Source organism: uncultured Ruminococcus sp., assembly GCF_934476685.1.
Classification (GTDB): domain Bacteria; phylum Bacillota; class Clostridia; order Oscillospirales; family Ruminococcaceae; genus Hominimerdicola.
Map to the genome: position 1 here is coordinate 60,850 of NZ_CAKSNX010000009.1, position 23,781 is coordinate 84,630.

At 43.2% G+C, this 23,781-nt stretch carries 21 protein-coding genes and 1 riboswitch; of the genes, 13 read left to right on the plus strand and 8 right to left on the minus strand.

The window, feature by feature from the left end; genetic code table 11:
- The first annotated feature begins 125 nt into the window (after positions 1–125).
- Positions 126–1,163 (plus strand): hypothetical protein, encoded by a 1,038-nt coding sequence (locus Q0E19_RS09250; protein ID WP_294409145.1) that lies wholly within the window; start codon positions 126–128, stop codon positions 1,161–1,163.
- A 62-nt stretch (positions 1,164–1,225) separates the two neighbouring features.
- On the opposite strand, the gene Q0E19_RS09255 is transcribed toward Q0E19_RS09250, so the two are convergent.
- The 7 genes from Q0E19_RS09255 to Q0E19_RS09285 form a co-directional block, all read right to left on the minus strand.
- Positions 1,226–2,131, minus strand: a complete 906-nt coding sequence (locus Q0E19_RS09255; RefSeq protein WP_294409148.1) for a hypothetical protein — start codon at positions 2,129–2,131, stop codon at positions 1,226–1,228.
- A gap of 11 nt (positions 2,132–2,142) precedes the next feature.
- Positions 2,143–2,925, minus strand: a complete 783-nt coding sequence (locus Q0E19_RS09260) for a class D sortase (RefSeq protein WP_294409149.1) — start codon at positions 2,923–2,925, stop codon at positions 2,143–2,145.
- A gap of 2 nt (positions 2,926–2,927) precedes the next feature.
- Complete coding sequence (locus Q0E19_RS09265) at positions 2,928–3,578, minus strand: hypothetical protein (protein ID WP_294409152.1); 651 nt, start codon at positions 3,576–3,578, stop codon at positions 2,928–2,930.
- 186 nt (positions 3,579–3,764) lie between these two features.
- On the minus strand, positions 3,765–4,499 hold the full coding sequence (locus Q0E19_RS09270; protein WP_294409211.1) for a CpsB/CapC family capsule biosynthesis tyrosine phosphatase: 735 nt from the start codon (positions 4,497–4,499) through the stop codon (positions 3,765–3,767).
- Positions 4,489–5,967, minus strand: a complete 1,479-nt coding sequence (locus Q0E19_RS09275) for a polysaccharide biosynthesis tyrosine autokinase (RefSeq protein WP_294409155.1) — start codon at positions 5,965–5,967, stop codon at positions 4,489–4,491. Before Q0E19_RS09275 ends, Q0E19_RS09270 begins: the two co-directional genes overlap by 11 nt.
- A 14-nt stretch (positions 5,968–5,981) precedes the next feature.
- Complete coding sequence (locus Q0E19_RS09280; RefSeq protein ID WP_294409157.1) at positions 5,982–7,412, minus strand: polysaccharide biosynthesis tyrosine autokinase; 1,431 nt, start codon at positions 7,410–7,412, stop codon at positions 5,982–5,984.
- Between the two features lie 17 nt (positions 7,413–7,429).
- Complete coding sequence (locus Q0E19_RS09285) at positions 7,430–8,281, minus strand: hypothetical protein (protein ID WP_294409160.1); 852 nt, start codon at positions 8,279–8,281, stop codon at positions 7,430–7,432.
- Between the two features lie 310 nt (positions 8,282–8,591).
- On the opposite strand from Q0E19_RS09285, the gene Q0E19_RS09290 reads away from it, so the two are divergent.
- The 7 genes from Q0E19_RS09290 to Q0E19_RS09320 all read left to right on the plus strand — a co-directional run bounded on the left by Q0E19_RS09290 (position 8,592) and on the right by Q0E19_RS09320 (position 16,671).
- Positions 8,592–9,914 carry a leucine-rich repeat domain-containing protein gene (locus Q0E19_RS09290; RefSeq protein WP_294409162.1) on the plus strand — a complete coding sequence of 441 codons (1,323 nt, stop codon included), beginning with the start codon at positions 8,592–8,594 and terminating at the stop codon, positions 9,912–9,914.
- 263 nt (positions 9,915–10,177) lie between these two features.
- Complete coding sequence (locus tag Q0E19_RS09295; protein WP_294409164.1) at positions 10,178–12,016, plus strand: PASTA domain-containing protein; 1,839 nt, start codon at positions 10,178–10,180, stop codon at positions 12,014–12,016.
- Positions 12,017–12,209: 193 nt separating this feature from the next.
- Positions 12,210–13,172: a 6-phosphofructokinase gene (gene pfkA / locus Q0E19_RS09300; RefSeq protein ID WP_294409165.1), complete on the plus strand. Its 963-nt coding sequence runs from the start codon at positions 12,210–12,212 to the stop codon at positions 13,170–13,172.
- Positions 13,173–13,210: 38 nt separating this feature from the next.
- A riboswitch (THF riboswitch) is annotated at positions 13,211–13,312 on the plus strand.
- Between the two features lie 144 nt (positions 13,313–13,456).
- Positions 13,457–14,095 carry a folate family ECF transporter S component gene (locus tag Q0E19_RS09305; RefSeq protein ID WP_294409169.1) on the plus strand — a complete coding sequence of 213 codons (639 nt, stop codon included), beginning with the start codon at positions 13,457–13,459 and terminating at the stop codon, positions 14,093–14,095.
- Positions 14,096–14,253: 158 nt separating this feature from the next.
- On the plus strand, positions 14,254–15,054 hold the full coding sequence (gene proC, locus Q0E19_RS09310) for a pyrroline-5-carboxylate reductase (protein WP_294409171.1): 801 nt from the start codon (positions 14,254–14,256) through the stop codon (positions 15,052–15,054).
- A 61-nt stretch (positions 15,055–15,115) separates the two neighbouring features.
- Positions 15,116–15,745 (plus strand): hypothetical protein, encoded by a 630-nt coding sequence (locus Q0E19_RS09315; protein ID WP_294409172.1) that lies wholly within the window; start codon positions 15,116–15,118, stop codon positions 15,743–15,745.
- 41 nt (positions 15,746–15,786) lie between these two features.
- Positions 15,787–16,671, plus strand: a complete 885-nt coding sequence (locus tag Q0E19_RS09320) for a DUF624 domain-containing protein (RefSeq protein ID WP_294409174.1) — start codon at positions 15,787–15,789, stop codon at positions 16,669–16,671.
- Between the two features lie 843 nt (positions 16,672–17,514).
- Here the strand turns inward: Q0E19_RS09320 and prfB are convergent.
- Entirely contained in the window at positions 17,515–18,642 is a 1,128-nt protein-coding gene (gene prfB / locus Q0E19_RS09325) for a peptide chain release factor 2 (protein WP_294409176.1), read from the minus strand.
- Positions 18,643–18,799: 157 nt separating this feature from the next.
- On the opposite strand from prfB, the gene Q0E19_RS09330 reads away from it, so the two are divergent.
- The 5 genes from Q0E19_RS09330 (at position 18,800) to lon (ending at position 23,780) form a co-directional block, all read left to right on the plus strand.
- Entirely contained in the window at positions 18,800–19,792 is a 993-nt protein-coding gene (locus tag Q0E19_RS09330) for an RING finger protein (protein WP_294409180.1), read from the plus strand.
- A gap of 128 nt (positions 19,793–19,920) precedes the next feature.
- Positions 19,921–20,211, plus strand: coding sequence for a 30S ribosomal protein S6 (rpsF, locus tag Q0E19_RS09335; RefSeq protein ID WP_294409181.1), 291 nt, complete (start codon positions 19,921–19,923; stop codon positions 20,209–20,211).
- A gap of 45 nt (positions 20,212–20,256) precedes the next feature.
- Positions 20,257–20,802 (plus strand): single-stranded DNA-binding protein, encoded by a 546-nt coding sequence (locus tag Q0E19_RS09340; protein ID WP_294409182.1) that lies wholly within the window; start codon positions 20,257–20,259, stop codon positions 20,800–20,802.
- 51 nt (positions 20,803–20,853) lie between these two features.
- The gene (gene rpsR, locus Q0E19_RS09345; RefSeq protein ID WP_294409184.1) at positions 20,854–21,099 is read left to right on the plus strand and encodes a 30S ribosomal protein S18; all 246 of its coding nucleotides are present in this window, start codon (positions 20,854–20,856) and stop codon (positions 21,097–21,099) included.
- 236 nt (positions 21,100–21,335) lie between these two features.
- Positions 21,336–23,780 carry an endopeptidase La gene (lon, locus tag Q0E19_RS09350; protein WP_294409186.1) on the plus strand — a complete coding sequence of 815 codons (2,445 nt, stop codon included), beginning with the start codon at positions 21,336–21,338 and terminating at the stop codon, positions 23,778–23,780.
- Position 23,781: the final 1 nt, after the last annotated feature.

Sequence of the window (23,781 nt, forward strand, 5' to 3'; positions counted from 1 at the left end):
GGCAGTCTGTTTTTTTGCTTATTTTTAAGGCTGTTTCATTCCAAAAATTATAAATTTGTACTATTGATTTTAATTGATAAATATGCTATAATCAATTTAATGTAAAGTATTAAGGAGTGCGTTTAATGGCGGCAAAAAATAAAATTGCTAAATTTACAGCGGTCATATCAGCGGCAGCGGCTTTGTCGGTCTGCGTGGGACTTTCCTCCTGCGGCGGTATAGACAATAACAGCAGCGGCGGCGTAAAGAGAAGGATCGTAACGACAACTACGGCTGTGACCGATAATAACAGTAATTCTGACGCAGACGGAAAAAATAACGGCTCGTCATATACAACAGCAGAAATTGCCGATTGGCTCGATAATGATATATGGACAGACGGCATAAGCCGTATAAAGTGGTATACTGTCTACGGCAATGACGATAAAGGCAAGAAAATAGATATCGACAGCGTTATGGCTAAGCTTGATATTGAGCTTGAAAAGAAGGACGCTTATACGCTCTATATCAACTCCCTGCCTGATGACAGCCTTAAAGCTGCATGGAACCAGTCGATAAAGGAGCTTAACAAGCTTTGTCAGCAGATAAAGGACAAAAAGCCTGAGCACAGTAAGTCATATCAGTTCGAGGTGGACGATTTTGCTGCTACCTGCACAAATTTCTGCAATCTTGTGAGAAAAACTGAGGAAAGGTATAATTCCAATACCTTTACCACCACTACAACTACCACAACGACTACTACGACAACGACCACCGCTCCGCCGGAAACGGTTATAGTCTATGAAACCGAACCGCCTGAGGAAACTCAGCCGCCTGAAACGGAAGAGCCTAAGCCTGAGATCAGATCGGCATCTGATTTTGTCAATGAAATGGGTTCAAGGGTAGGACTTGATGATGTTCAGGAGGTAAAGGATCATTACCTTAACGAGCAGGACAGCTATTCGTTCAAGTATAAGGACGTATCCTATACAGTTTATCATTTCAACGACGGCGAGCAGATACTTAAAGACGCTGAGTCCGGCAAGATAAAATACAAGGATAAAGACGATAATGAAAAGGAAGTCAACGTCAAGGTAAGAGGCAGATACATTATTGCTTTTGAAAGTGGTAATATTGACGGCGAGATAGAGGATATCTTCAACAGTATCGACTTTTCAGAATAATTTCAGACAAAAAATCAGCTCCGTATGGATTCCATACGGAGCTTTTTGCAGCTTTAAAGCTGTTATTTCTTGTATCTGAATTTGAACATTCCCTTTAGCATAGCATAGTGAATGAACATAAGCAGGGCTGCTGTAACGATAAGAATTATACCGCCCTTAAAAACTTCATTTGTGATAGCGTAAAGCGACTGAGTAAGTGCGCTGTATATTGCGTCATTTGCAAGCACAAGGCTGTCGAAATATCTTGTGCCTTTCAGTATAGCTGTCGGCAGCACAAGTATTACTCCGCCTGTGAGGAATGCCACTGAAGTCCAGTAGAACAGATTGCGTATATGCCTGCGGTTTATCAGCACAATGACCGCTAACAGCAGTATACATACGCCCAGTGCGCCATACATTATCTTGCCGAGGTTACTGTAATTGTTTCTGATTGCTGTTGAAATGCCGCCGTCCTTGTTGAGATAGGACAAAAGCATAATGTCCAGCTTGTTGAGTATTACCGACTTTGCCGAAGCAATAGTCCTGCTCTCATAGCCTGCAAGCTCGTCCGTGTACTGAACATTGTTTTCCGCCGCCCAGCGCAGATAGTCATTATGTACATTCTCCTCAAGTGCAGTAAAATCAAATTCAAACTCAGGGAGCTTTGATGTCTTTCCGCTCATGTACTCAAAGGTCGAATCCACATATGCGAACATAGATGCAGAAACGTCTTTCTGTGCAATGGAATTTTTCAGAACATCAGCGTTCACGCCTGTGTATGCGGACTGTCTTTCAAAATATGCGTTGATTTCGTCAAATGCCGTTACATCAACAGCGCTTTTGTACATAGCGTCTGTGTATGTTTTCGGCGAAAGCGCCATAGTTTTCACAAGGTACAGCATAATGAATACTGTAAGCGCAAATGAAAGCAGCACGGTGAAAATTACGTTAGGCAGGTAGCTGTAAAGCTTTCTTCTGTGATTTTGCATCGTCAGCCTCCCTAATTGTAAAATTCTTTGCTGACTACGTCGCAGATAACGTAAAGACGCTGGTCAGAAAGTCCCATATATCCGTTGTTCCAGCAGGTGTACAGAATAAGGTCATCTGTGATCTCGTCTGCGTTAGGATCGTAGTACAGCAGGGAAGTGTCATCATCATAAAGTATCTGAGTTTCTCTTACCTTATATGTGAAAACGCCGTAATCGGTTGTCAGCGTAACGGTATCGCCTACCTTAACGTTAGGCAGATATCTGAAATAAGTGTGGTTGTGTGCAGCAAGAACAACTCTTCCCGTTGCGCCAATGTATGCGGAATAATTTGACTGAACAACGCCAAGATCAAGCAGATCGTCAGAATCACCCCAATAAACAGGGTAGTCCTTTATATTTGCGCTGTCATTGTCTATGGTTATCTTTGCATACTGATCCCCATAGTAAGGGTAGATTATCTCATGCTCTTCAATAACAGGTTCAGCCGTTTCACCGTCAACAGGGTCGGCTGTCTTGACTACCTTAGTAGTCCCTTTCATAGGAAGAGCGTCTGCGTTGCGGTATTTGTTATCCTCCGCAGCGTTCTGTATCTTTGCCTTGTCATTGAAAATAAATCTTGCGTAGCTTTCAGCTGACACAAAAGTCCTGTATCCGAAAAGCACTATCAGTCCAAGACACAGCATAATTACAAAAAGAGGCGTGAAAAACACTAAGGCTTTGCACGTCTCTTTACTTTTGTGCTTATGTGGCTTTGACTGAGAGCTGCTTTTATTTTCAGCAATCTCTCCCGCCATGATTAATCCTCAGCCTTAACGGACTTCTTGTTAAGTGCATAGATGCCTGCGAAAGCTGCTGCAACTACCATAGCTGCTGCTGCCTCTGCTGCACTCATACCGTTAGAACCTGTACTGAGCGGCTTGTCAGCTGTATTTGTTTTGCCGTTGCTGTCTGTTGACTTGCCTACGCTTGCGCTGAGAACAACGTTGCCGTCCTTATCTGTGATCTTGATATCATAAATACCAACATCCTTCTTGTCAACAACAACTGTTACATCGTATGTTGCACAAGTATCCTTGAGGGCATTGATAACACCGTTGTACTCTGTTTCAGTAAGCTTTGAGTAAAGTGTGTTTCTCTGGTCAGCTGTGAGCTTAGCAAGATCAACATCGTTGCCGAAAAGCTCTTTAGCCTTTGGCATAAGATACGTGTCAGCTGTTGTATCGAGCTGCTTGATCATGTAATCATAATCGCTTGCCTTGAAATCAGCTGCGTGAGAGTCAAGATAGTTCTTAAGAGTTGTAACATATCTTGTCGGAACGCCTGCATTTGTTGCTGCTGTGATAACATCAGCAGATGTTGAGTCAGCTGCAAATGAAGTAATAGTCATTGCTGCGCCAAGGATAACAGCACATACTGCTGCGGAAATTTTCTTAGTAAACATTTTCATCTCATTCACCTTCCAATAATTTCTCTATGTATTTTTTGTTAAAACAACGTCACAATATAAAATAGTAACATTATTTTTTTATTTTTCTATATTATAATCTTTTTTTAGTCAAATGTCAAGTCCCAACAGGAACATTTTTCTTTTTTTACAATACTTACAACACTTTGACGAGTTTTAGTGCTCATTTTAGTGGATTATATCATTCAAAATGATTTTTTTCGGGTTTTCACAGAAAATTTCGTATGCATAGCCTTCGCCGAAATTCTCTGCTGTGTACTCATAAACATACTTCATGAACGGTGTTCTTGTGGTCGCACCGTGAGCATCGCTGCCGACGAAGGAGTAAAGCTTGTCGGAGAGCATATCGCAGGCGATCTGCTGGATCATTCTTCCGAATTTTCCGTTTATGCTTTCCTTGTTGCATTGCAGCAGGCAGCCCATATCCAGCCATTTATAAAGCACCGACGGCGATCTTGCCACAAAGCTGTATCTTTCTGGGTGCGCTACCACAGGTTTAACTCCCATTTCAACAAGCTCGCCCAATATATCATATGTCTGCTGAGCAAAACCGTTAAAATCGAACTCTATGAGCAGATAATCTGACCCAGCCAGTGTACAGAGCCTGCCCTGACGATAGTCCTCAGGGGTAGAAAAGCAGCCGAATACCTCCATACCAAGATGTATGTCCAAAGGCAGCTTTTGTGCAGCCGCCTCAGCTTTAAGCTCTTCAAAGCGTCTTGTGAGCCTTTGACCTGCGTAATTCTCATAAAGTCCGGGATAGCAGTGGGGAGTTAATATCACGTTCCCTGCGCCGCTCTCGCAGGAAAGCTCCAGCATTTCAATGGAATGTTCGATAGATCTTGCTCCATCATCTACCCCGAAAAGGCTGTGGTTGTGTATATCCGTAAGCTTATGCTTCATTGTTCTCACTTGGTTTCGTTATCTTTTTATTATAGTAGCGGTTTGAATATGCATACTTGTTGTATTTTCCGTATGATGTATATTCAAGCAGGTTCATCTTGTCATATGATCCGTTAAGAACAAAGCCGATAAGCTCTGCCTTTGTCTGCTTCATGCTTTCCACAGCGTAGATAACGTTATTGAGCTTGCCATAGTTCTGCTTTACAACGAAAAGTACAGCGTCAGCATATCTTGTGAGTGCGATAGCGTCGCCCATAAGGTCGGAAGGCGGAGTATCTATGATAACATAGTCTGCTTTTTCCTTTGCTTCCTTTACGGCTCTTGCCATTTCTTCTGATACGATAGCCTCAGCGGCATTGGACATAGGATTTTTGCAGGTCGCAAAGAAAACCTTGCTCTTCGGCAGCTGAACAAGTGCGTCATCGAATGAACATTCACCGTTGAGATAATCGTCAAGTCCCATTGCACCGTTTTTAGCGCCCAGTCTTTCGATAAGAGATGGGTTTCTAAGGTCGCAGTCGATTATGATAACCGTCTTGTTGTTCTGAGCCATTGACATTGCGATGTTCATTGATGTGGTAGTTTTACCTTCGCCTGGGAATGTACTTGTTACAAGTATGGACTTGTAGTCATTTCGGCGGCAAACACGTTCGGTCCTTGTTCGTATGAACTGGAATGCCTCCTTAAAGTCATTCGGCACATTTCTGTTCTCAACAGTTATGTACTTGACCTGACCGACAACCTTTGAAGTCAGCATAGGAGCTTTACCAACACATTCAACGTTGACATACTTCTGGAGAGTTTCAGCGTCTGAAACAAGGTTAAGGCTCAGGCTGTAAAGGAATACGACAGCCGCACCGATAAGCAGACCTGCCGCACCGCCCAGTGCGATCATCTTGTTCTTCTGTCCGCTGTTTACAGGTGTGTCGGAGGCTTCAACTTCGTCGAGGAGCGAAACGCTTACATCGCCGAATATCTTCTGTGATATTTTCGGGAAGTCTGCAATTACTTCCTCAACGGCAACATATGCCTTAGCCTTTGAGTCTGCTGTAACGTGTATCGTCACGATGTTTGTTTCGGTGATCTCGTCAGCGGATATCTGACAAACGCTGTAATTTTCGCCGAGGTTGTTCACAAGCATCTCTTTAAGGGTAGAGCTTGTGATAACATAAGTTTCTGCTGAAACCAGCTTGTCGTCAAGGGTGGACTTAAAACCATAGTCAACATCACTTGAACGGCTCTCCGCTATGGTGAATGTTGCGCTTGTGGAATAGACAGGCTCGTAAAGGAACTTTGACGCTGCTATTCCGCCCAGTATTCCGATAAGGATCGCAAGAATGATTATCCAGTAGAACATTCTGAAAGCGATCATAAGATTGCTCAGCGAAATGGATACTTCATCGTCCTCTTCATGGTCACGCTGTGGTTCTGTATAGCCTTCTAAATTGACTGCGTTTGAAGTGTGCATCTTATATCGCCTCCTTATTTGTGATCTCTGTGAGAGTAGTTTGAATAGTTGCCGTAGCCGCTGTATCTGCCGTAGTAGCCGTAACCGTAGCTTGATTCCTTTGCGCTCTTTGTATCACCGTTGAATACACAGCCGATAAGTTCGCACTTATTTCTTTCAAGCATATCTATCGCCTCGTTTATATCGGCTGACGGTGCAGTATCCTGCTTTACCACAAGAACGGCATAATCGATTATCTCCGCAAGAACTTCCATATCTGCTGACGCAGAGATAGGTGAGGTATCTATTATAATGTAGTCATACTGTTCCTTTACATATGAGAAGAATGTTTTCATGTTCTTGCTGTCAATGACCTCGGAAGAATTATTAACAGCGTTTTCCTGAAACAGCACCTTGATATTCTCAACACTTCTTGTGGTTTCCGTCAGAGTGCCTTCGCCCTCAAGGAACTTGCTGAAACTTGGTATAGTTCCGTCATAGCCGAGGATTTTATGCAGGCTTGGATTTTTAAAGTCCATATCAACCAGCAGGACTTTATTTTTGTGCATCGCAATACTGAGAGCAAGGTTAGCCGCAATGGTGGATCTTCCCTCGCCTGATGAAACGCTTGAAACTGCTATGCACATACCCTGATCCTCAGGTTTGAGCAGTTCGATCTTACTGCGTATCTTCTTTATGTTCTCGATGTAATAGAAACCTGTGTGCTTATCTGTAACAAGCAGATTTCTTTTAGCCTTTTTCCTGCCCTTCATAGATACGTCAGGTATAGACGCAAGGAGTTTTGAACCAAGCTTTTCCTTTATTTCCTCAGCATTTCTTATGCTGTCACGCTTAACTGAGATAAATCCTGCAATGGCGCAAAGTACAACAAATGCCGCAGCGAACACCAGTATGTCAGTTTTAATGTAATTAACCGCATTGCTGTCAGCAGACGGGATAGCAGGCTTTTCAAGAACTGTTAGTATAGCGTTCTTGTTGATATAATCGGAGGCTGTTCCGCAGTTGCTCATAAGAGCCTTTGCCGCATAGTAAGCTTCCAGAGGATCGCTGTCAGAAACGGTTACGATAATGATGTTTCCGTTTTCGTCAACACCGTTTATGTTGGTGTTCTGAACTATCTCGGTGGATATCTCGGCAGTGAAATTCTCCCCGTCCTGATATCCGAGGGATTCTTTTATGCTGCTGCGCAGCAGGCTGCTTTCAAGAACTTCCTGAAAGACTTTAACTATCCTGTTCTGAGTGTCCTTATTGTTTATGACAGAGGTATCCGTTGAAACAACAACGTAGGAAAGCTTTGACTTGTATGTCGGCTTGTGAGTTGACTTTATCACAAGATGAGCCGCAAGAGCAGCCAGCATGGATACCATTATAATAATAACAAGATTTTTTAATATGTCGAAGACCATGCTTCTGAGGTCTATCTTGATTTCATCATTATTTTCCACTTTGCACTCTCCCATCTTTATCTTACAACGACCACAAGACGTGTGATCGCTGTGAGGTAGTTGTCGCCGATATATTCAAAGGTGACATAGTAGCAGCCGGGCTCATTCAAAGAAACGTTTGAATCGTCGATGATGAGCTCGCTCTCATAGCTGTCGGCGGAGAGCGTTTCCGCTGCGTTGGAATGAGGTCTTACAGCGCTTATGTACTGTTTCCAGTCGGGCTTTGAAGAACCTGCGTCCATATAAATAAGGTAATCTGTCAGATCAATGGCAGGGGAGCTGGGATTAGATGTAAACGATTCAATAAAAACAGGCAGTTTAAGCTTTGAACAGTCGCCTGCTGAATTGTATACGCTGACCTCTGCATAATATGTTCCGCCCTGTCCCACAACGATGTTGTCATCAGTCAGCTTAATAAGCGGAGTGAGATCGCCGTCGAAAATATCCGATGCGGTTATTTTTTCGGCGAGGTTAAGGGTGGTATTGCTTGAATAATAGGTCATATCCGATTTCAGCTGGAACTCAGGCGGCTTGTAGTCGCTGTAAAAAACAGTTTTTTCAGCCTTTGCAACGTTGTCCGAATTGTCGGCGACAGCATATGTAACTATCCTTGAACCATCGGTCAGAAAGTCGGATATAGATTCAACGACAACAGCCTGTGAAAGATCTCCGTCAACATCGTCGGAGGCTGTGACTCCTGCAAGAAGGTCTTCTTCCGAGGCGGAAGCGCTGACAGTGATGCTCTCGCTGCCAACATCTATAACAGGCGGAGTGTTGTCCTCCTCTTTATCCTGAATTACGATCGCCGCAGCTGCAAGACCGATAAGCACAGCTGTTGAAAAATATACAAGCTTTGGTATTTTTATCACGGCAGACATTCTCCTTATTAAAAATTTAAAAACATATACATATATACAAATATTATACGATAAATCGGCGTCAGTGTCAAGAAAAAAAGCAGTTAAAGGCGAATAAAAACAAAAATTGGCACTATGATTATACTATTAAAATATGCAAGTGCGAAATTAGGCAATATTGCATAAAATATGAATTGTTTAATTGACAAATCAGCGATAAGGTGATATAATGCAAATGAAACATTTTTTAGGAAGTTACAGTTCGTGAATAAACAGATTGTAAAATATAAAAATATAAAAAATAAAAATTGGAGGAAAAATTATGGGTAACACAGCAGCTAAAAAAATCATATCGGGAGCATTGGCTCTAACACTTATTTTTGGCGGAGCAGCAGTTCTTCCGCAGGACGCAGTTAATGAGATCACTGGTATAAGTGCAAGCGCAGCTTCATATGCAGTTGGAGAGGAATTTACATATGCTGCATATTGGTGTAAGGTTTTATCCGGCGGAAATGTAATGATAACAAAGTACACTGGCTATGCTGAAGAGCTGACGATACCGTCTGTTATTAATGGTCTGAAGGTAACTGAGATTGGTGCAGAAGCATTTAATAATAATGATACAATAAAAAAAGTAGTTCTTCCGTCAGATCTTAAAGAGATAGGAAACGAAGCCTTTTATTCTTGCTATAACTTGAATAATGTACAGTTTAATAATAAACTGCAGACTATTTCAGACTATGCATTTCAGAAGAGCGGACTTGTTAAAGCAACATTACCAAATTCATTGAAGACAATCGGTTCAGCCGCATTTGATAGTTGTGCTTATTTGGAAACGATAACCATACCAAACTCTGTAACAGAAATTAGCATCACTTCTTTCGCAGACTGTAATAATCTTACTATAAATTGCATTAAAGGCTCATATGCCGAAACTTATGCAAAGAGTTTTGGCATTAAGTATACTAACTATACGGATAAGAAAGTATCAAACTGCACAGTATCATTCTCTGCTTCAAAGTATTATTTTAACGGAAATCGCATCAAGCCGGCAATTACTGTTAAGTACGGCAGCAAAACTTTGAAGTCAGGTACAGATTATACAGTAGCATATAAAAACAATCTTAATGCAGGTACAGGCTCTGTTGTTATTACAGGAAAAGGCGCATACGGCGGTACTGTAACAAAAACATTTACCATTGCAAAACGCTCGGTAGCAAACTGCCATATCGATTTTGATGCAGTACATTATTTTACAAATGCAAAGATCAAGCCGGCAGTAAAAGTTAGTATAAATGGTACAGATGTATATTCGGGAAATTATACGGTTTCATATTCACATAATATAGCTTCTGGTGCGGCAACTATCACTATTAAAGGTAAAAATAATCTCAGCGGCGAGGTGAAAAAGAAGTTTGCTATTCTCCCTAAGTCAATTTCAAAGTTTACTATAATCACTTCAACAAATTCAGCAAATAAATATCAGCCAAAAGTTACAGTGAAAGCAAAAGCTTCTGATTCCAGTGCTGTATATAACGGCAACTATACAGTAAGCTATAAGAAACTTTCAAACACTCAGGTACAGATAACTGTCACAGGCAAAAACAGCCTCAGAGGAACGAAAACGATCAAGGTAAATGTATAAATCATATTTGTATTAAATTTCCTAAAAAGACTGCTCCTGCATTGCGCAAGGGGCAGTCTTTTTGTAAAATGTATTTTTCTATGGTAAATACTTCACAAACAATATGTTAATGCATAAGGTGCTATATGTGCAGAATAACGGAATAATTGTTACAGAAAGAATACAAATTATTGCATAAAAAGTACAGTTGCCGCAAAAAACTTGACTTTTTTTATGATAGTTGTTAATATAAAGTGATAGATCATGATGTTAGGAGGTTCGGTATGGAACCAAGTGTTAAACTGTGTATGGGATGTATGAACGAGCTTGAGCCTGACGGCACTTGCAGTCATTGCAGCTATACGGACGACATTCCTCATTTGCAGTCTTATTTAGCACCAAAAACTGTGCTGGACAACAGGTATATAGTCGGAAAAATGCTCTCCTATAACGGTGAGGGAGCGTCTTATATATGCTATGATATGGTCGGAAAATGCAAGTGCGTGTGCAGGGAATATATGCCAGACACCCTCTGTGAAAGAAACAGTTCGGATCAGAGCATAACCGTAAATCCGGACTGCCTTGCAAAATACAAGACCTTTATGTCGGAATTTGCCGATATGAACAAGGTGCTTTCCCGAATGAGAAACCTTAACCATATCGCCACTGCAAAGGATATGTTCTTTGAAAACAACACCACATACGTTATCCTCGAATATGTGGAGGGTGTTTCCTTGAAGAAATTTCTCCAGTCCAATACGGGATTTCTTACATGGGAGCAGGTCAAAAAGCTGTTCGTTCCGCTTTTTACTACCCTCAGCATAATACATAACGCAGGCATAATCCACAGGGGAATATCTCCTGAAAATATAATCGTCACAACTAACGGAGAGCTTAAGCTTACAGGTTTCTGCATAAGTTCCATAAGAACGTCTAATACAGGTCTTATCCCTGAGTTTTATTCGGGATATACTGCGCCTGAACAGTATACCTCTCTCCAGTGGCAGGGTACATGGACGGACGTTTATGCTGTGGCTGCTGTGCTTTACCGCATACTTACAGGCTGTATGCCTCTTGACGCAAACACAAGAATGAACAATGATACTCTTGTGGAGGCGAACAGGATAAATCCGAGGATACCTGCTCATATATCGAGAGTCCTTGCAAAGGCTATGGCTGTAAGGGGTGAGCAGAGAATACAGACTGTGACAGAGCTTGTGGCTGCGCTTTTTGAACAGCACTCAACTCATATGGAACACGCTAAGGGTGCAACTCAGACTATCCCGATACAGCATATCCCGAAACAAGATCCACGCCGCAGAGCTGCCGAGCAGGAACAGCCTGCTGAAAAGCAGAGAACAAAGGCATCAAGCATTCTCGGCTGGTGCGTACTTGCGGCTGTGCTTGTGCTTGCGCTTGTACTGCTTATACAGCTGTTTTCAAGCTCTGACGGAGATGACTCAAATTCGGCGGCAAGCAGCATAGATTATTCTTTTGACGAAACCGATGATGAGGACAGCGACGGCTATGTTTATACCGATACGGTCACAGCGTCCACAACTGCTGAGGACAGCGGCTCTGAATATGGCTACGGCTCTATAATGCCTAACCTTGTTGGAATGGATTATTCCGATGTTGAAAGACAGGTCGGCTCAGAATTCTCACTCAATCCTAAGTATTATTATTCCGACGTTGATGACAGAGGATATGTAAAGAGCCAGAGTATCCCTGAGGGTGCAGATTACGATCCTGCAAAGAAGAACAAGCTGGTGCTTGATGTATGTGCAGGTCCGTCAAGCATACCTGTTCCTGATTATTCGGGATATAATAAGAAGAGCTATCTTACGCTCCTTGATTCACTCAATATCAAGTATAAGGTAGAGAACGAGAAATCTTCAACTGTCGATGTTGACTATATCATCAGAACAAGTATCGGCGTAGGAAACTATATTAACGTTGAAAAGGGAGAAGTCCTTACGGTAACTGTCTGCAACGAGAAGATAAAGTCCACCACGACAACGACTGCGTCAAGCACTACATCAGCTCCTGCGCAGACGGAAACCCCTGCCGATACCGAGCCGGCAGATACGCAGTCACCTGTTACAGAACAGCCTGCTGAATAAAGGCGGCGTTTGGTATACTATGACGAAAACGTTTTAATAATGTGTAAAAAAGTCATCAAAGCCCTTGACAATTCAAGGGCTTTGTGTTATGCTATTTGAGGAAAATAAGCAAAATATATAAACAATTTTTATTTGGCGGCTGAGCATTTGAACTTATGGATCAAGCTTTTCGCCTGATTTGGAGGTATATACAATGGCAAAGAAAATCGGTGTATTGACTAGCGGAGGAGATGCTCCGGGAATGAACGCTGCTGTCAGAGCAGTTTGCAGAGCCGGTCTTCAGAAGGGAATGGAAGTAGTAGGTATCCGCAGAGGATATAACGGACTTCTCAACGGAGAAGTTATCCCAATGAACGCTAGAAGCGTTTCCGGTATCATCCAGAGAGGCGGTACAGTTCTCTATACAGCAAGATGTCCTGAGTTCAGAGATATCGAAGGCGTTAAGAAGGGCAGAGATAAGTGTCTTGAAATGGGTCTTGACGGTATCGTAGTTATCGGCGGCGACGGTTCATTCAGAGGCGCAGCTGACCTTTCAGCACAGGGTATCCCATGCATCGGTCTGCCCGGAACTATCGACAACGATATTTCATGCACAGAATATACTATCGGTTACGATACAGCTATGAATACAGCTATGGAAATGATCGACAAGATCAGAGATACTGCACAGTCACACGACAGATGTTCTGTTGTTGAGGTAATGGGCAGAGGTGCAGGCTATATTGCTATCAATGTTGGTGCAGCAGTAGGTGCAGAGGCTGTTATCACACCTGAGAAGGAATATGACCTTAATGCTATCGCTAAGAAGATGCAGGAAACAAAGAAGTCAGGCAAGACTCACTTCATCATTGTTGTTGCAGAAGGCGTTGGCAAGACAGAATACATCACAAGAACTCTTCAGGATCTTACAGGTATCGAGTCAAGAGCTACTATCCTCGGTCACGTTCAGAGAGGCGGCTCTCCGACAGTAAGAGATAGAGTTGTTGCTACTCAGATGGGCTATCACGCTGTTGAACTTCTCGAACAGGGAATAGGCAACAGAGTTGTTGGCATGAAGAACAACAAGATCTATGATGTAGATATTCAGGAAGCTCTCTCAATGAAGAAGCCTTTCGAGGATGAGCTTTACGATATCCTTAACAAGACTGCATTCTAATTGACATTTTGATGTTTCGTCCGTAAGGACCTGACATATACAGAGTAGAAGATCGAGCGTTAAGTGTTCGGCAGACGGGGAGTTGCTGCCGGGACGAAAAAGGCAAAACCTTTGCGGTTCGGTTTTCGCATCCCGCTGAATGTGTAATTGAAGCTTTTCATAAGCAGCATAACACAAACCGCAGGAGGTCGTGTTATGCTGTTTTTTGTTTGCCATATGCAGACAAAGACCGCTCCGTTATGCACAAAGCGACAGGCTCGCATATCAGAAAAGGAGGAATTTATATGAAGAGCTTTTTCAAAATGTTTTCTGACTCTTTCAAATCGCTGAAAGATATCAGAACTCTCACCACCACAGGAATACTGATAGCGCTGGCGTTTGCTATCAGAACATTTTCCATTGAAATAACGCCTGACCTGAGAATAGGTTTTACGTTCCTTGCTACCTGCACGATAGGTATGCTTTACGGGCCGGTGGTATGCGGAATGTCAACATTTCTGCTTGACTTTATCGGATACCTTGTGCAGAATAAGTCACCTAGAGCGTACAGCCCTCAGCTTGCTATGGTAGTAATAATTTCGGGAATAATCTACGGCTGCCTGCTTTACAAATGCGACTTTAATAACAAGAAAATGGTTTCTATGATAAGGATAGCCGCAGCAAGAACAGCGGTAATACTGTTCTGCAATATCGGACTTAACTCCTATTTCCTTTATACTCTTTATGTCAACAAGAATTTCGGCATAACGAACCTTACTGCCGACGGCATAAGCGGTTTTGCAGCATACTGTGTGCCGAGAGTTATAAAGAACCTTGTGCAGCTCCCTGTGGATCTGGTTCTGCTTATGCTCTTCCTGCCTGCAATAAAATTTGCCTATGAAAAGGTAAGATCGCAGTTCGGTCATGCAAAGAGCGCAGCATAGGATAGAGTGAAAAATCTATATACATAAGATACAAGCGGCGGGATGCAGATGTGCGTTCCGCCGCTTTATATGTGAAAAATAGGTGAAATGCTTGCAATTCGGCGCAATATGTAGTATAATTAAAAATATAATTCCTAATATGAAAGGTTCTGTTTATAATGATAAATGTTGGTTTTATCGGTGCGGGAAATATGGGCTATGCCATTATGAAGGGCATAGCAGGTTCTTCTATGAATGATAAGATCAGACTTCATGCTTTTGATGTTTATGCTCCTATCCTTGACCGCCTTGATGAGTTTTCAGCTGTAAAGTGCGGTTCTGCGGCAGAAGTCGTAGAAAAGTGCGGCTATGTTTTCCTTGCTATCAAGCCTCAGCAGCTTGATGAAGTGCTTGATGAGATCGCAGGAACTGTTACAAAGGATACAGTTATAGTTTCTATCTGCGCAGGTATCACCGACGAATATATCGCCTCAAAAACAGTTGAGGGCGCAAAGGTCGTTCTCGTTATGCCGAACACACCTCTCCTGCTGGGCGAGGGTGCAACAGCTTTGTCACGTTCCGATTCTGTTTCAGATGAAGAATTTGAGCTTGTTTGCAGCATTTTCGGCTCATGCGGCGAGTATGCTGTCATTGCAAAGGACAAGATGAAGGAGATAATCGCTATAAACGGCTCTTCTCCTGCTTTTATCTATCTTTACGCACAGGCTTTCGTTGATTATGCAAAGAGCGTCGGCATCGGTGAAGATGTGGCGAAAACTCTTTTTGCAAAGTCACTTGTTGGCTCGGCAAAGATGATAACCGACAGCGGAAAAACTATCGACGAACTTATCACAATGGTTTCATCAAAGGGCGGCACAACTATTGCGGGACTTGAAAAGCTTCGTGAGGGCAAGCTTTCCGAAACTGTTGAAGAATGCTGCAAGGCTTGCACAAAGAGAGCTTACGAGCTTTCAAAATAAAATAGTTTTATAGTATTTTTTACGCTCGGTATGCATATATTTTTCACAGGGAGTGATAATTATGCAGAGTGTAAAAAGTATGCAGCCGCTTAAATACGGGCAGACGGATCTTGTTTACAGAAAAGGATTTTTCGCTTTTCTGTGTGGTGCGGTGCTTATGGGTGTGCTGCTGGGAACGATAGCTTACTGCTGTTCAAATGCTGATTTTCTGTACAAGCTTAGTCTTACGCAGTCGGATTTTATAAAGTCTAGGGCGGAAATGGATCATAGTCAGATACTGACAGGTTCGCTCACAGGGACAACGATCTTTCTTGCGGCGGCTTTTCTGTGCGGACTTTGTCCTTTGGGACAGCCTGCGGAACTTGCTCTGCTTGTGTTCAGGGGAATGGGCATAGGACTTACCCTTTCGCAGCTTTACGGCACATACGGAAGATCCTCTGTGCCATATGCAATGGGACTTATCCTGCCTGGGGCGGTGATATCAACTCTGGCAGTTGTTATAGCGGTTCGTGAGGCGATGTCGCTTTCGGGGGTATATCTTGGGATATCCCTTTCGGACAGGGCAGAAAACGGACTTGCGGAAACGGTCAAGCTTTACGGGACAAAATTTATGGTGCTGGAGGCGGCGCTTGCGGCTGCGGCAGGAGCGGACTGTTTATGCAGCTATCTTTTTATCGGTCATTTCGGCTGACGATATGGCTTTACTGAAGTTTAAAATTAAGGAGTATCTAAATGTCTTTATTCGGAAATTACGATTCAAAGGGCGGCGGAGTGCTTAAAACTCCCCATGAGAAAAAAGGCTTTTTCAAGTTCTGGGAGGTTTACGGCAGGCATATGTGGAAGCTTATGCAGCTGAACTTTATATATTTTCTTTTCTGCATACCGCTGATAGCAATGGTCGTTCTGCTGCTTATGACGGCAAACCCTGTATGGCTGGTGCTGGCTGTTCCGTCTGTGATAGTCGGACCTGCAACGGCGGGAATGACAAAAGTCGCAAGAAATTTTTCGCAGGAAAGACCGTCTTTTGTACTGCATGATTTCTGGGATTCTTTCAAGAAGAATTTCAAGCAGGGCATTGCAATGGGTACGATCGACGTTGTTTTCTCAATGGGATTTCTTGTAGGAATACCTGTATACAAGCAGCTTGCTGCGCAGAACTCGATGATGTACATTCCTTTTGTGCTGTGTCTTGCGTGTATGCTGACATTCTACATGATGCATTTTTACATTTATCTGATGATATGCTCGACAAATCTGACCATGAAGCAGATACTGAAAAACTCGCTTTTCCTTGTGAGCATAGGAATAAAGCAGTCGCTTTGGACGCTTATAGCGACGCTGATAGTTATAATGATGGTATATCTTTTTATGCCATACACATTCTTTATTGTGCCTTTCTTCCCGCTTACGTTTATTGCATTTATATCATGCTTTAACTGTTATCCGATCATAAGAAAGCACGTTATTCAGCCTTACTACGATCAGAGGGGTGAAGAGAACCCTGAGTTCGCATACAAGACCATTGCTCCTGAAGAGGCTGTTTTTGAGGACAGGGCGGCAGAAGAAACTCCTGTCAAAGAGAAAAAATCCCGTCACAAAGGCAAAACCATCTCCTAGGTCCTCACCGGACGGGGTGATTCGGGACGCTCGGTCCTCGGGCGGACGGCTCTATTCGGGACACTCGGCAAGCTCGCTGTCTGCGGTCAAGGCTTTTCATTTGCGCTCGGAAGAAACGGAGATATGGCTTTTACTTAGGAAAAAATTGATTAGATTTTATATGCTTTTTTCAAAGTTTGCGTAGGGGCGACCTGATGTCGCCAGCTTTTGCACAAACTATATTTAATTAGGTTTTGGATAGGCTTTTTTACGTTTGGCGTTAAGCAAGCGTGTTTTTAAGCAGGCAACTATATACAACAATTTTAGTTTTGTATAATAAATTCTATTTCTTATAATTAGCAATAGCAAGAAAACAAGGGTGGTATTCATTTTTACCACCCTTTATTTATTGGCAAATGAAAAGCCATACAATAATAACACCTTGTTATAGCAGTTCAAATTCAATTATATTGCATATAATTTTACATCATTCTATTTTATTAAAAAAACACATAATAAGAGGCGGTCAAAGACCGCCCCTAAGAAATATCAAATTAAATAGTCAAGATAAAACCTAACCAAACCGAAAAATCCACTACAAGACCTCGTCAAAGCTGGTTTTGGTAAAAATCTTGCACTCCGTTTCTTCCGAACGCAAAGTAACAGCCCCAACCGCAGACAGCGAGCTTGTCGAGCGCCCCGAATAGAGCCGTCCGCCCGAGGACTTTCAGTAAAAGTCAGCACTCAGCTTCTTCCGAGAGCAAAATGAAAAGTCCGCACAGCCGACAGTGAGCTTGCCGAGCGTCCCGAATAGAGCCGTCCGCCCGAGGACCGAGCGTCCCGAATTACCCCGTCCGGCGAGGACTAGGACTCTATTTCGCCTAGGGAGAGGGCTTTGAGGTAGGCGTTGATGAAACCGTCAAGATCACCGTCCATTACTGCATTAACATTGTTGTATTCAAAACCTGTCCTGTGATCCTTAACTAGAGTGTATGGCATAAATACATATGAACGTATCTGAGCACCCCATGCGATCTCTTTCTGTACACCCTTGATGTCCTCTATCTTTTCAAGATGCTCACGCTCCTTGATCTCAATGAGCTTTGCTTTCAGCATCTTCAAAGCGTATTCCTTGTTCTGGAACTGCGAACGCTGTGTCTGACAAGCCGTTACTATTCCTGTCGGCTTGTGGATAAGTCTTACGGCTGATGAAGTCTTGTTGATGTGCTGTCCGCCCGCACCACTGGCTCTGTAAACTTCCATTTCAATGTCCTCTGGACGAATGTCTACTTCTATCTTGTCATCAAGCTCAGGCATTACCTCTACCGCTGAGAATGATGTGTGTCGGCTTCCTGAACTGTCGAATGGGGAAATTCTTACAAGTCTGTGTATGCCAGATTCGCTCTTGAGATAACCGTATGCGTTTTCACCCTCAATTATCATTGAACAGCTCTTTATGCCTGCGTCACTGCCTTCAAGAATGTCAAGGGTTTTTGCCTTGAAACCGTGGGAGTCTGCCCACTTTGTGTACATTCTTATAAGCATTTCCGTCCAGTCCTGAGCCTCTGTTCCGCCTGCTCCGGCATGGAAGTTTAAAATAGCGTTATTATGGTCATACTCGCCTGTGAGAAGAGTTTCGAGTGAAGCGGCATCAAGTCCCTCTTTCAGCTTTGTTATCTCAGCTTGTATCTCTTCTGTCATTTCAGCCTGAGTGTCCTCGTCCTCTTCTGCTGCCATTTCCAGCATAACTTCTATGTCTTCAAATGATGATTTGAATTTGTTGTATCGTTCTACCTTGCTTTCAAGATTTCTTGTCTGCTGGAGTACCTCCTGCGACTTTTCAAGGTCGTCCCAGAAACCCGGTTCGGCAGCTTTCTCGTGAAGCTCCTCTATTTTCTCAGCACAGTTGTCAATGTCGTAAACGTCATGTATCTCTTTTACGGCAGGACGGCAGGCTTCAAGCTCTGACCTGAGATTTTCTAAAAATACCATATTATTTTCTCCTTGTGATCACAATTTTATCGTATATTATATTATAAAACTTTTTTTGTGAAAAGTAAAGAAAAAAGTGAGAAAAAGTATAGCAATTAAATAAAATATGTGCTATAATACAATTAAATGAAAATTAAAAAACTGAAAGGATACAGAAATGGGTAAATATACAGGTTCAAAATGCTTTTCCTGCGGCGAGGTCTTTACCGATAACGACGATGTTGTTGTCTGCGCAGACTGCGGTACGCCTTATCACAGAGCGTGTTACGAAAAGGAAGGCAAATGTATAAATGAACAGCTCCACGAAACAGGTCAGTCATGGCAGGAAGATGAGACTGATTTTTCGTCCGAAAATGAGGAGCGGGAGAATATCAGATGCATAAGATGCGGATATGAGAATACTCCGGAAAAGCTGTTCTGCGAAAAGTGCGGTACTCCGCTGATGAAAAATCCTGAGCAGGATGTGCCTTTCAATACCGCTGACGGAAGAACAGGCGGCGTAGACGGAGAGCAGAACGGTCAGCAAAATGATTTTATGGGATTCGGCGGACAAATGGGCGCTCAGCCTCAGATGGGCAGAGTTATGTTCGATCAGAATTCCGATATCGACGGAGTAAAGCTTGGGGACTATGCAAAATATGTCGGTCCTAATCCGCTTGGTATGCTGTCGAATTTTATAAGATTCGGCAAGTTTGGCAAAAAAGCCTCGCTGAATTTTGCAGCGTTCCTTTTCCCAGAAGTATACTTCCTGTACAGGAAAATGAAACCATGGGGAATAATCGCTGTGCTGCTTTTCAGCATTCTCAGTATCCCGACTATGATCTACGGACTCGGTTCGGGTGTGTACGGAATGAAGCTCGATATGGGCATAAATTTCAAGTCACAGAGCTTTACTGTAATGTACGAGGCAGCGTCTTATATAACGCTGGGACTTAAAGTGCTTGCCGGAATGTATGCAAACTATCTGTACTATAAGCAGGCGAAAAAGGATATAACCGATATCCGCAATGATGAAAATGTGGGCGGAAAAACTCCTGAACAGGCTATTGCCGAAAAGGGCGGAGTTTCATGGATAAACGTTATTGTCGGTTTTACTCTTTATATGGTAATAACTATGGGTGCGACAATGCTTATCAAAAGGCTGATGTAAAATTTACAAAATGTTAATTATTGCAGACGAGCCCGCTGTTGACAGAGGGGGGTAGCTGTGTTATAATAATTAAGTTAATCCTTGCTTGTATTTTATACAGGCGAAATCCAGAAGGAGGTGCAAAGATAATGGCAAAGATCAATGAGTCATATGAAGCAATGGTTATTTTCAGCTCCAAGCTTGATGAAGAGGGCGTAAAGGCACTTACAGAAAAGTTCAACGCACTGATCGAGGCTAACGCAACAGATGTTGAGCTTAGCAACTGGGGCAAGCGTAAGCTGGCTTATGCTATTAACTATGAAACAGAGGGTACTTACGTTCTGTGGACATTCACAAGTAAGACTGATTTCCCTGCTGAGCTTGAGAGAATCCTCAAGATTACAGACGGTGTTATTCGTTTCTTAGTTACAGTAAAGTAAGCGGTTTAACAGGCGGTGGATACCGCAGATCGGAAAGGTAAAGTTATGCTTAACAGAGTTATTTTAATGGGCAGGATCACACAGGATCTTGAGGTAAGACAGACTCAGAACGGTACTGCTGTGCTTTCATTCACAATAGCTGTGGACAGAAGCTATGCAAGACAGGGCGAGGAAAGACAGACTGACTTTATCAACTGCGTGGCATGGCGCCAGCAGGCTGAATTTATCGGAAGATATTTCGGCAAAGGCAGAATGATCGCTATTGAGGGCAACCTCAGAACAAGGACCTACGATGACAAGAACGGCACAAAGCATTATGTGACGGAAGTCTTCGTTGATTCAGTTTCATTTACAGGCGAACCTAAGCAGAACGGCGGAAATTATTCAAATAACTACGGAAACGGCGGTTATCAGAATAACGGAGGGTATCAGCAGAACAACGGCGGATACCAGCAGGGCGGCTATCAGCAGTCTGCACCCGCACAGAACAATAATCCAAGTTATGGCGGCGCTCCTTCAAACGATGCATTGTCGATAGGCAATCTTGCGGATTTTGAAGAAGTTCTCAGCGATGACGGTGTACCATTCTGATCTAATTAATTGAACTTAATGTAAATATTCCTGCAAGGAGGGAAAATAATCATGGAGAAGGAAAGAAATTCCGGCAGACCTGCTAAGAGAGGTCGTAAGAAGGTTTGTATGTTCTGCGTAGACAGAGCTGAAAAGATCGATTACAAGGATATCGCAAAGCTCAGAAAGTGCATGACAGAGAGAGCAAAGATCCTCCCACGTCGTGTAACAGGCACATGCGCATACCACCAGAGAGAGCTCACATCAGCAATCAAGAGAGCTCGTCATGTAGCGCTTCTTCCATACGTTTCTGACTAATATCTGATAAATTAGAGGTATCCTTTCAGGGTACCTCTTTTTGTAATCTTTTGAAAAAATATTGTGATGTTTGTGTCACTGCATTGTCTGCACTTGCAATAGAACGCAGGTTATGATATAATTGTGTAACTAAGGGAGGATCGTATGGCGGCTCTGCCTTAGATGCATAAAGCAGATGAGTTATTTTACATATAAAGGAGGCAGTTTCCTGCGTCTTTACGGCGGCAGGAGGTTTTATGAAAGATAGAAAAGATAAGATAGATATAAACGAATCGGGAAATGTTATGCCTATGATCCCGACAAGGGATCTTGTGGTGTTCCCAGGTATGACGGTGCATTTTGACGTGGGCAGGGAAATGACTATAAAAAGCATGATAAATGCCCGTGACGGCGAGGGATATGTTTTCCTCTGCGCACAGCAGGACGTAAACGTTGAAAGACCGACTAAAAAGGATATGTACAAGATAGGCACGGTGGCTGTAATAAAGCAGATCGTGACTACCCCTAACGGCATTTACAGATGCCTTGTAGAGGGCGTAAGCAAGGCGAAACTGGTGCATTTCTATGAGAACAGCGACTGCTATGAAGCTGAGGTAAAGAGAATGCCGAATTATTCTCCTGAAAAGCTTGACGAGGTAGAGATAGAGGCTGTTATAAGAGAGATACGCTCCGCTTTTGAAGAGCTTGCAAAAATACTTCCGAAAATGCCGCAGGAGATATACTCTGCTGTAATGGGAGCAAAGACGGCAAAAGAAGTTTTTGAGAGCCTTGCGTTCAATATCCCGCTGAATTTCCTTGACAGACAGTCGCTGTTGGAGGCATCATCGGCTGGCGAAAAGCTTGTGAGAATGATGACTATACTCGCAAAGGAGATAGATGTTCTTTCTCTCGAAAAGCAGATACATGAGCAGGTTCAGAGCCAGATAGAGGACGGTCAGCGTGAGTATTATATCAGAGAGCAGATAAAGGCTTTGCAGGCTGAACTGGGTGAAGGAAATCCCGACGGTTCGGACGAAAATGAGATAGTTAAATACTATGCAAAGATAGAGATAATCAGAGCTGATGAGGAAATAAAGAACAAGCTGAGAGATGAGGTAAAGCGCCTTTCAAAAATGGCTTCCATGTCGCAGGAGGCTGTGGTCATAAGAGGTTATCTCGATACTGTACTCGGACTGCCGTGGGGAGTTTATACAGAGGACACAACTAATGTTGCAAAGGCGCAGAAGATACTTGACAGAGATCATTACGGTATGAAGAAGGTCAAGGAACGTATACTTGAAAATCTTTCTGTAAGAGCACTGTCGCCTGATATAAAGGGACAGATAATCTGCCTCGTTGGCCCTCCGGGAGTTGGTAAGACTTCTGTTGCTAAGTCGGTGGCATCTGCACTGGGAAGAAAGTTCGTCAGAGTTTCTCTTGGCGGTGTAAAGGACGAAAGCGACATAAGGGGTCACAGAAAAACATATGTTGGCGCAATGCCGGGACGTATAATCACTGCTATGAAACAGGCAGGTTCAAGCAATCCTGTTATGCTCCTTGACGAGATAGACAAGATGAGCAATGATTTCAGAGGAGATCCGTCATCTGCTATGCTTGAGGTGCTGGACAGCGAGCAGAACAATGCGTTCAGAGATCACTATACGGAAGTTCCTTTCGATCTCAGCCGTGTGCTGTTCATAACTACTGCAAATACACTTGATACTGTGGCTGCGCCGCTTTTAGACCGTATGGAGGTCATTGAGCTGTCTAGCTATACGAGAGAAGAGAAGTTCCATATCGCAAAGGAACATCTTATCAAAAAGCAGCTTGCCAAGAATGGTATGACTGCAAGCATGATGAGGATAACAAACGACGGTATATACAAGCTTATTGACGGTTATACCCGTGAGGCAGGCGTAAGAAACCTTGAACGTGCTATCGGTTCGCTTTGCAGAAAGGCTGCAAAGGAGATAGTTCAGAACGAGGTAAAGCGTGTTACTTTCAAGGCGGCAAATATACCTGACTATCTCGGTCATGAGAAGTTCCAGCCTGATCTGGTGGCAGATAAGGACAGCGTTGGCTGTGTAAATGGTCTTGCTTGGACATCTGTTGGCGGTGTGCTTATGCCGCTGGAGGTGCTGGTGCTTGACGGCAAGGGCAAGATAGAGCTTACAGGTTCGCTTGGCGACGTAATGAAGGAGTCGGCTAAGATCGCAGTAAGCTATTGCAGGAGCATTGCGGACAAATACGGCATTGACAAGGACTTCTACGAGAAAAAGGATATACATATACACGCTCCAGAGGGGGCAGTACCGAAGGACGGTCCTTCAGCAGGTGTTACGATGATAACGGCTATCGTTTCGGCTCTCAGCGGTATAAAGGTGCGCTCTGACGTTGCAATGACGGGCGAGATCACTTTGACAGGAAGAGTTCTGCCTATCGGCGGACTTAGGGAAAAGACAATGGCGGCTTACAAGGCTGGTGTAAAAACTGTTATAGTACCTGCGGCTAACCGTGGCGATATGGACGAGATAGACGAGGCTGTAAAGCTTGGTCTGGAGTTCATTTTCGCTGAGAGGATATCTGATGTTCTTGATAACGCTCTTGTGCATGACAATAACGGCAAGGACAGCAGTGCGGGAAATGTTCCTCTCGAAATGCTTGGAACAAATAAAGTCCACAGAGCAAAGCTCACTGTTTGAC

Bases quoted from the DNA above. Each gene is read 5' to 3' on its own strand.
- rpsR (WP_294409184.1), top strand. From the start codon at position 20,854: ATGGAGAAGGAAAGAAATTCCGGCAGACCTGCTAAGAGAGGTCGTAAG.
- Q0E19_RS09265 (WP_294409152.1), bottom strand. From the start codon at position 3,578: ATGAAAATGTTTACTAAGAAAATTTCCGCAGCAGTATGTGCTGTTATC.
- Q0E19_RS09330 (WP_294409180.1), top strand. From the start codon at position 18,800: ATGGGTAAATATACAGGTTCAAAATGCTTTTCCTGCGGCGAGGTCTTT.
- Q0E19_RS09255 (WP_294409148.1), bottom strand. From the start codon at position 2,131: ATGCAAAATCACAGAAGAAAGCTTTACAGCTACCTGCCTAACGTAATT.
- Q0E19_RS09305 (WP_294409169.1), top strand. From the start codon at position 13,457: ATGAAGAGCTTTTTCAAAATGTTTTCTGACTCTTTCAAATCGCTGAAA.
- Q0E19_RS09320 (WP_294409174.1), top strand. From the start codon at position 15,787: ATGTCTTTATTCGGAAATTACGATTCAAAGGGCGGCGGAGTGCTTAAA.
- prfB (WP_294409176.1), bottom strand. From the start codon at position 18,642: ATGGTATTTTTAGAAAATCTCAGGTCAGAGCTTGAAGCCTGCCGTCCT.
- rpsF (WP_294409181.1), top strand. From the start codon at position 19,921: ATGGCAAAGATCAATGAGTCATATGAAGCAATGGTTATTTTCAGCTCC.
- Q0E19_RS09290 (WP_294409162.1), top strand. From the start codon at position 8,592: ATGGGTAACACAGCAGCTAAAAAAATCATATCGGGAGCATTGGCTCTA.
- Q0E19_RS09275 (WP_294409155.1), bottom strand. From the start codon at position 5,967: ATGCACACTTCAAACGCAGTCAATTTAGAAGGCTATACAGAACCACAG.
- Q0E19_RS09260 (WP_294409149.1), bottom strand. From the start codon at position 2,925: ATGGCGGGAGAGATTGCTGAAAATAAAAGCAGCTCTCAGTCAAAGCCA.
- proC (WP_294409171.1), top strand. From the start codon at position 14,254: ATGATAAATGTTGGTTTTATCGGTGCGGGAAATATGGGCTATGCCATT.
- Q0E19_RS09315 (WP_294409172.1), top strand. From the start codon at position 15,116: ATGCAGAGTGTAAAAAGTATGCAGCCGCTTAAATACGGGCAGACGGAT.
- pfkA (WP_294409165.1), top strand. From the start codon at position 12,210: ATGGCAAAGAAAATCGGTGTATTGACTAGCGGAGGAGATGCTCCGGGA.
- Q0E19_RS09270 (WP_294409211.1), bottom strand. From the start codon at position 4,499: ATGAAGCATAAGCTTACGGATATACACAACCACAGCCTTTTCGGGGTA.
- lon (WP_294409186.1), top strand. From the start codon at position 21,336: ATGAAAGATAGAAAAGATAAGATAGATATAAACGAATCGGGAAATGTT.
- Q0E19_RS09340 (WP_294409182.1), top strand. From the start codon at position 20,257: ATGCTTAACAGAGTTATTTTAATGGGCAGGATCACACAGGATCTTGAG.
- Q0E19_RS09250 (WP_294409145.1), top strand. From the start codon at position 126: ATGGCGGCAAAAAATAAAATTGCTAAATTTACAGCGGTCATATCAGCG.
- Q0E19_RS09295 (WP_294409164.1), top strand. From the start codon at position 10,178: ATGGAACCAAGTGTTAAACTGTGTATGGGATGTATGAACGAGCTTGAG.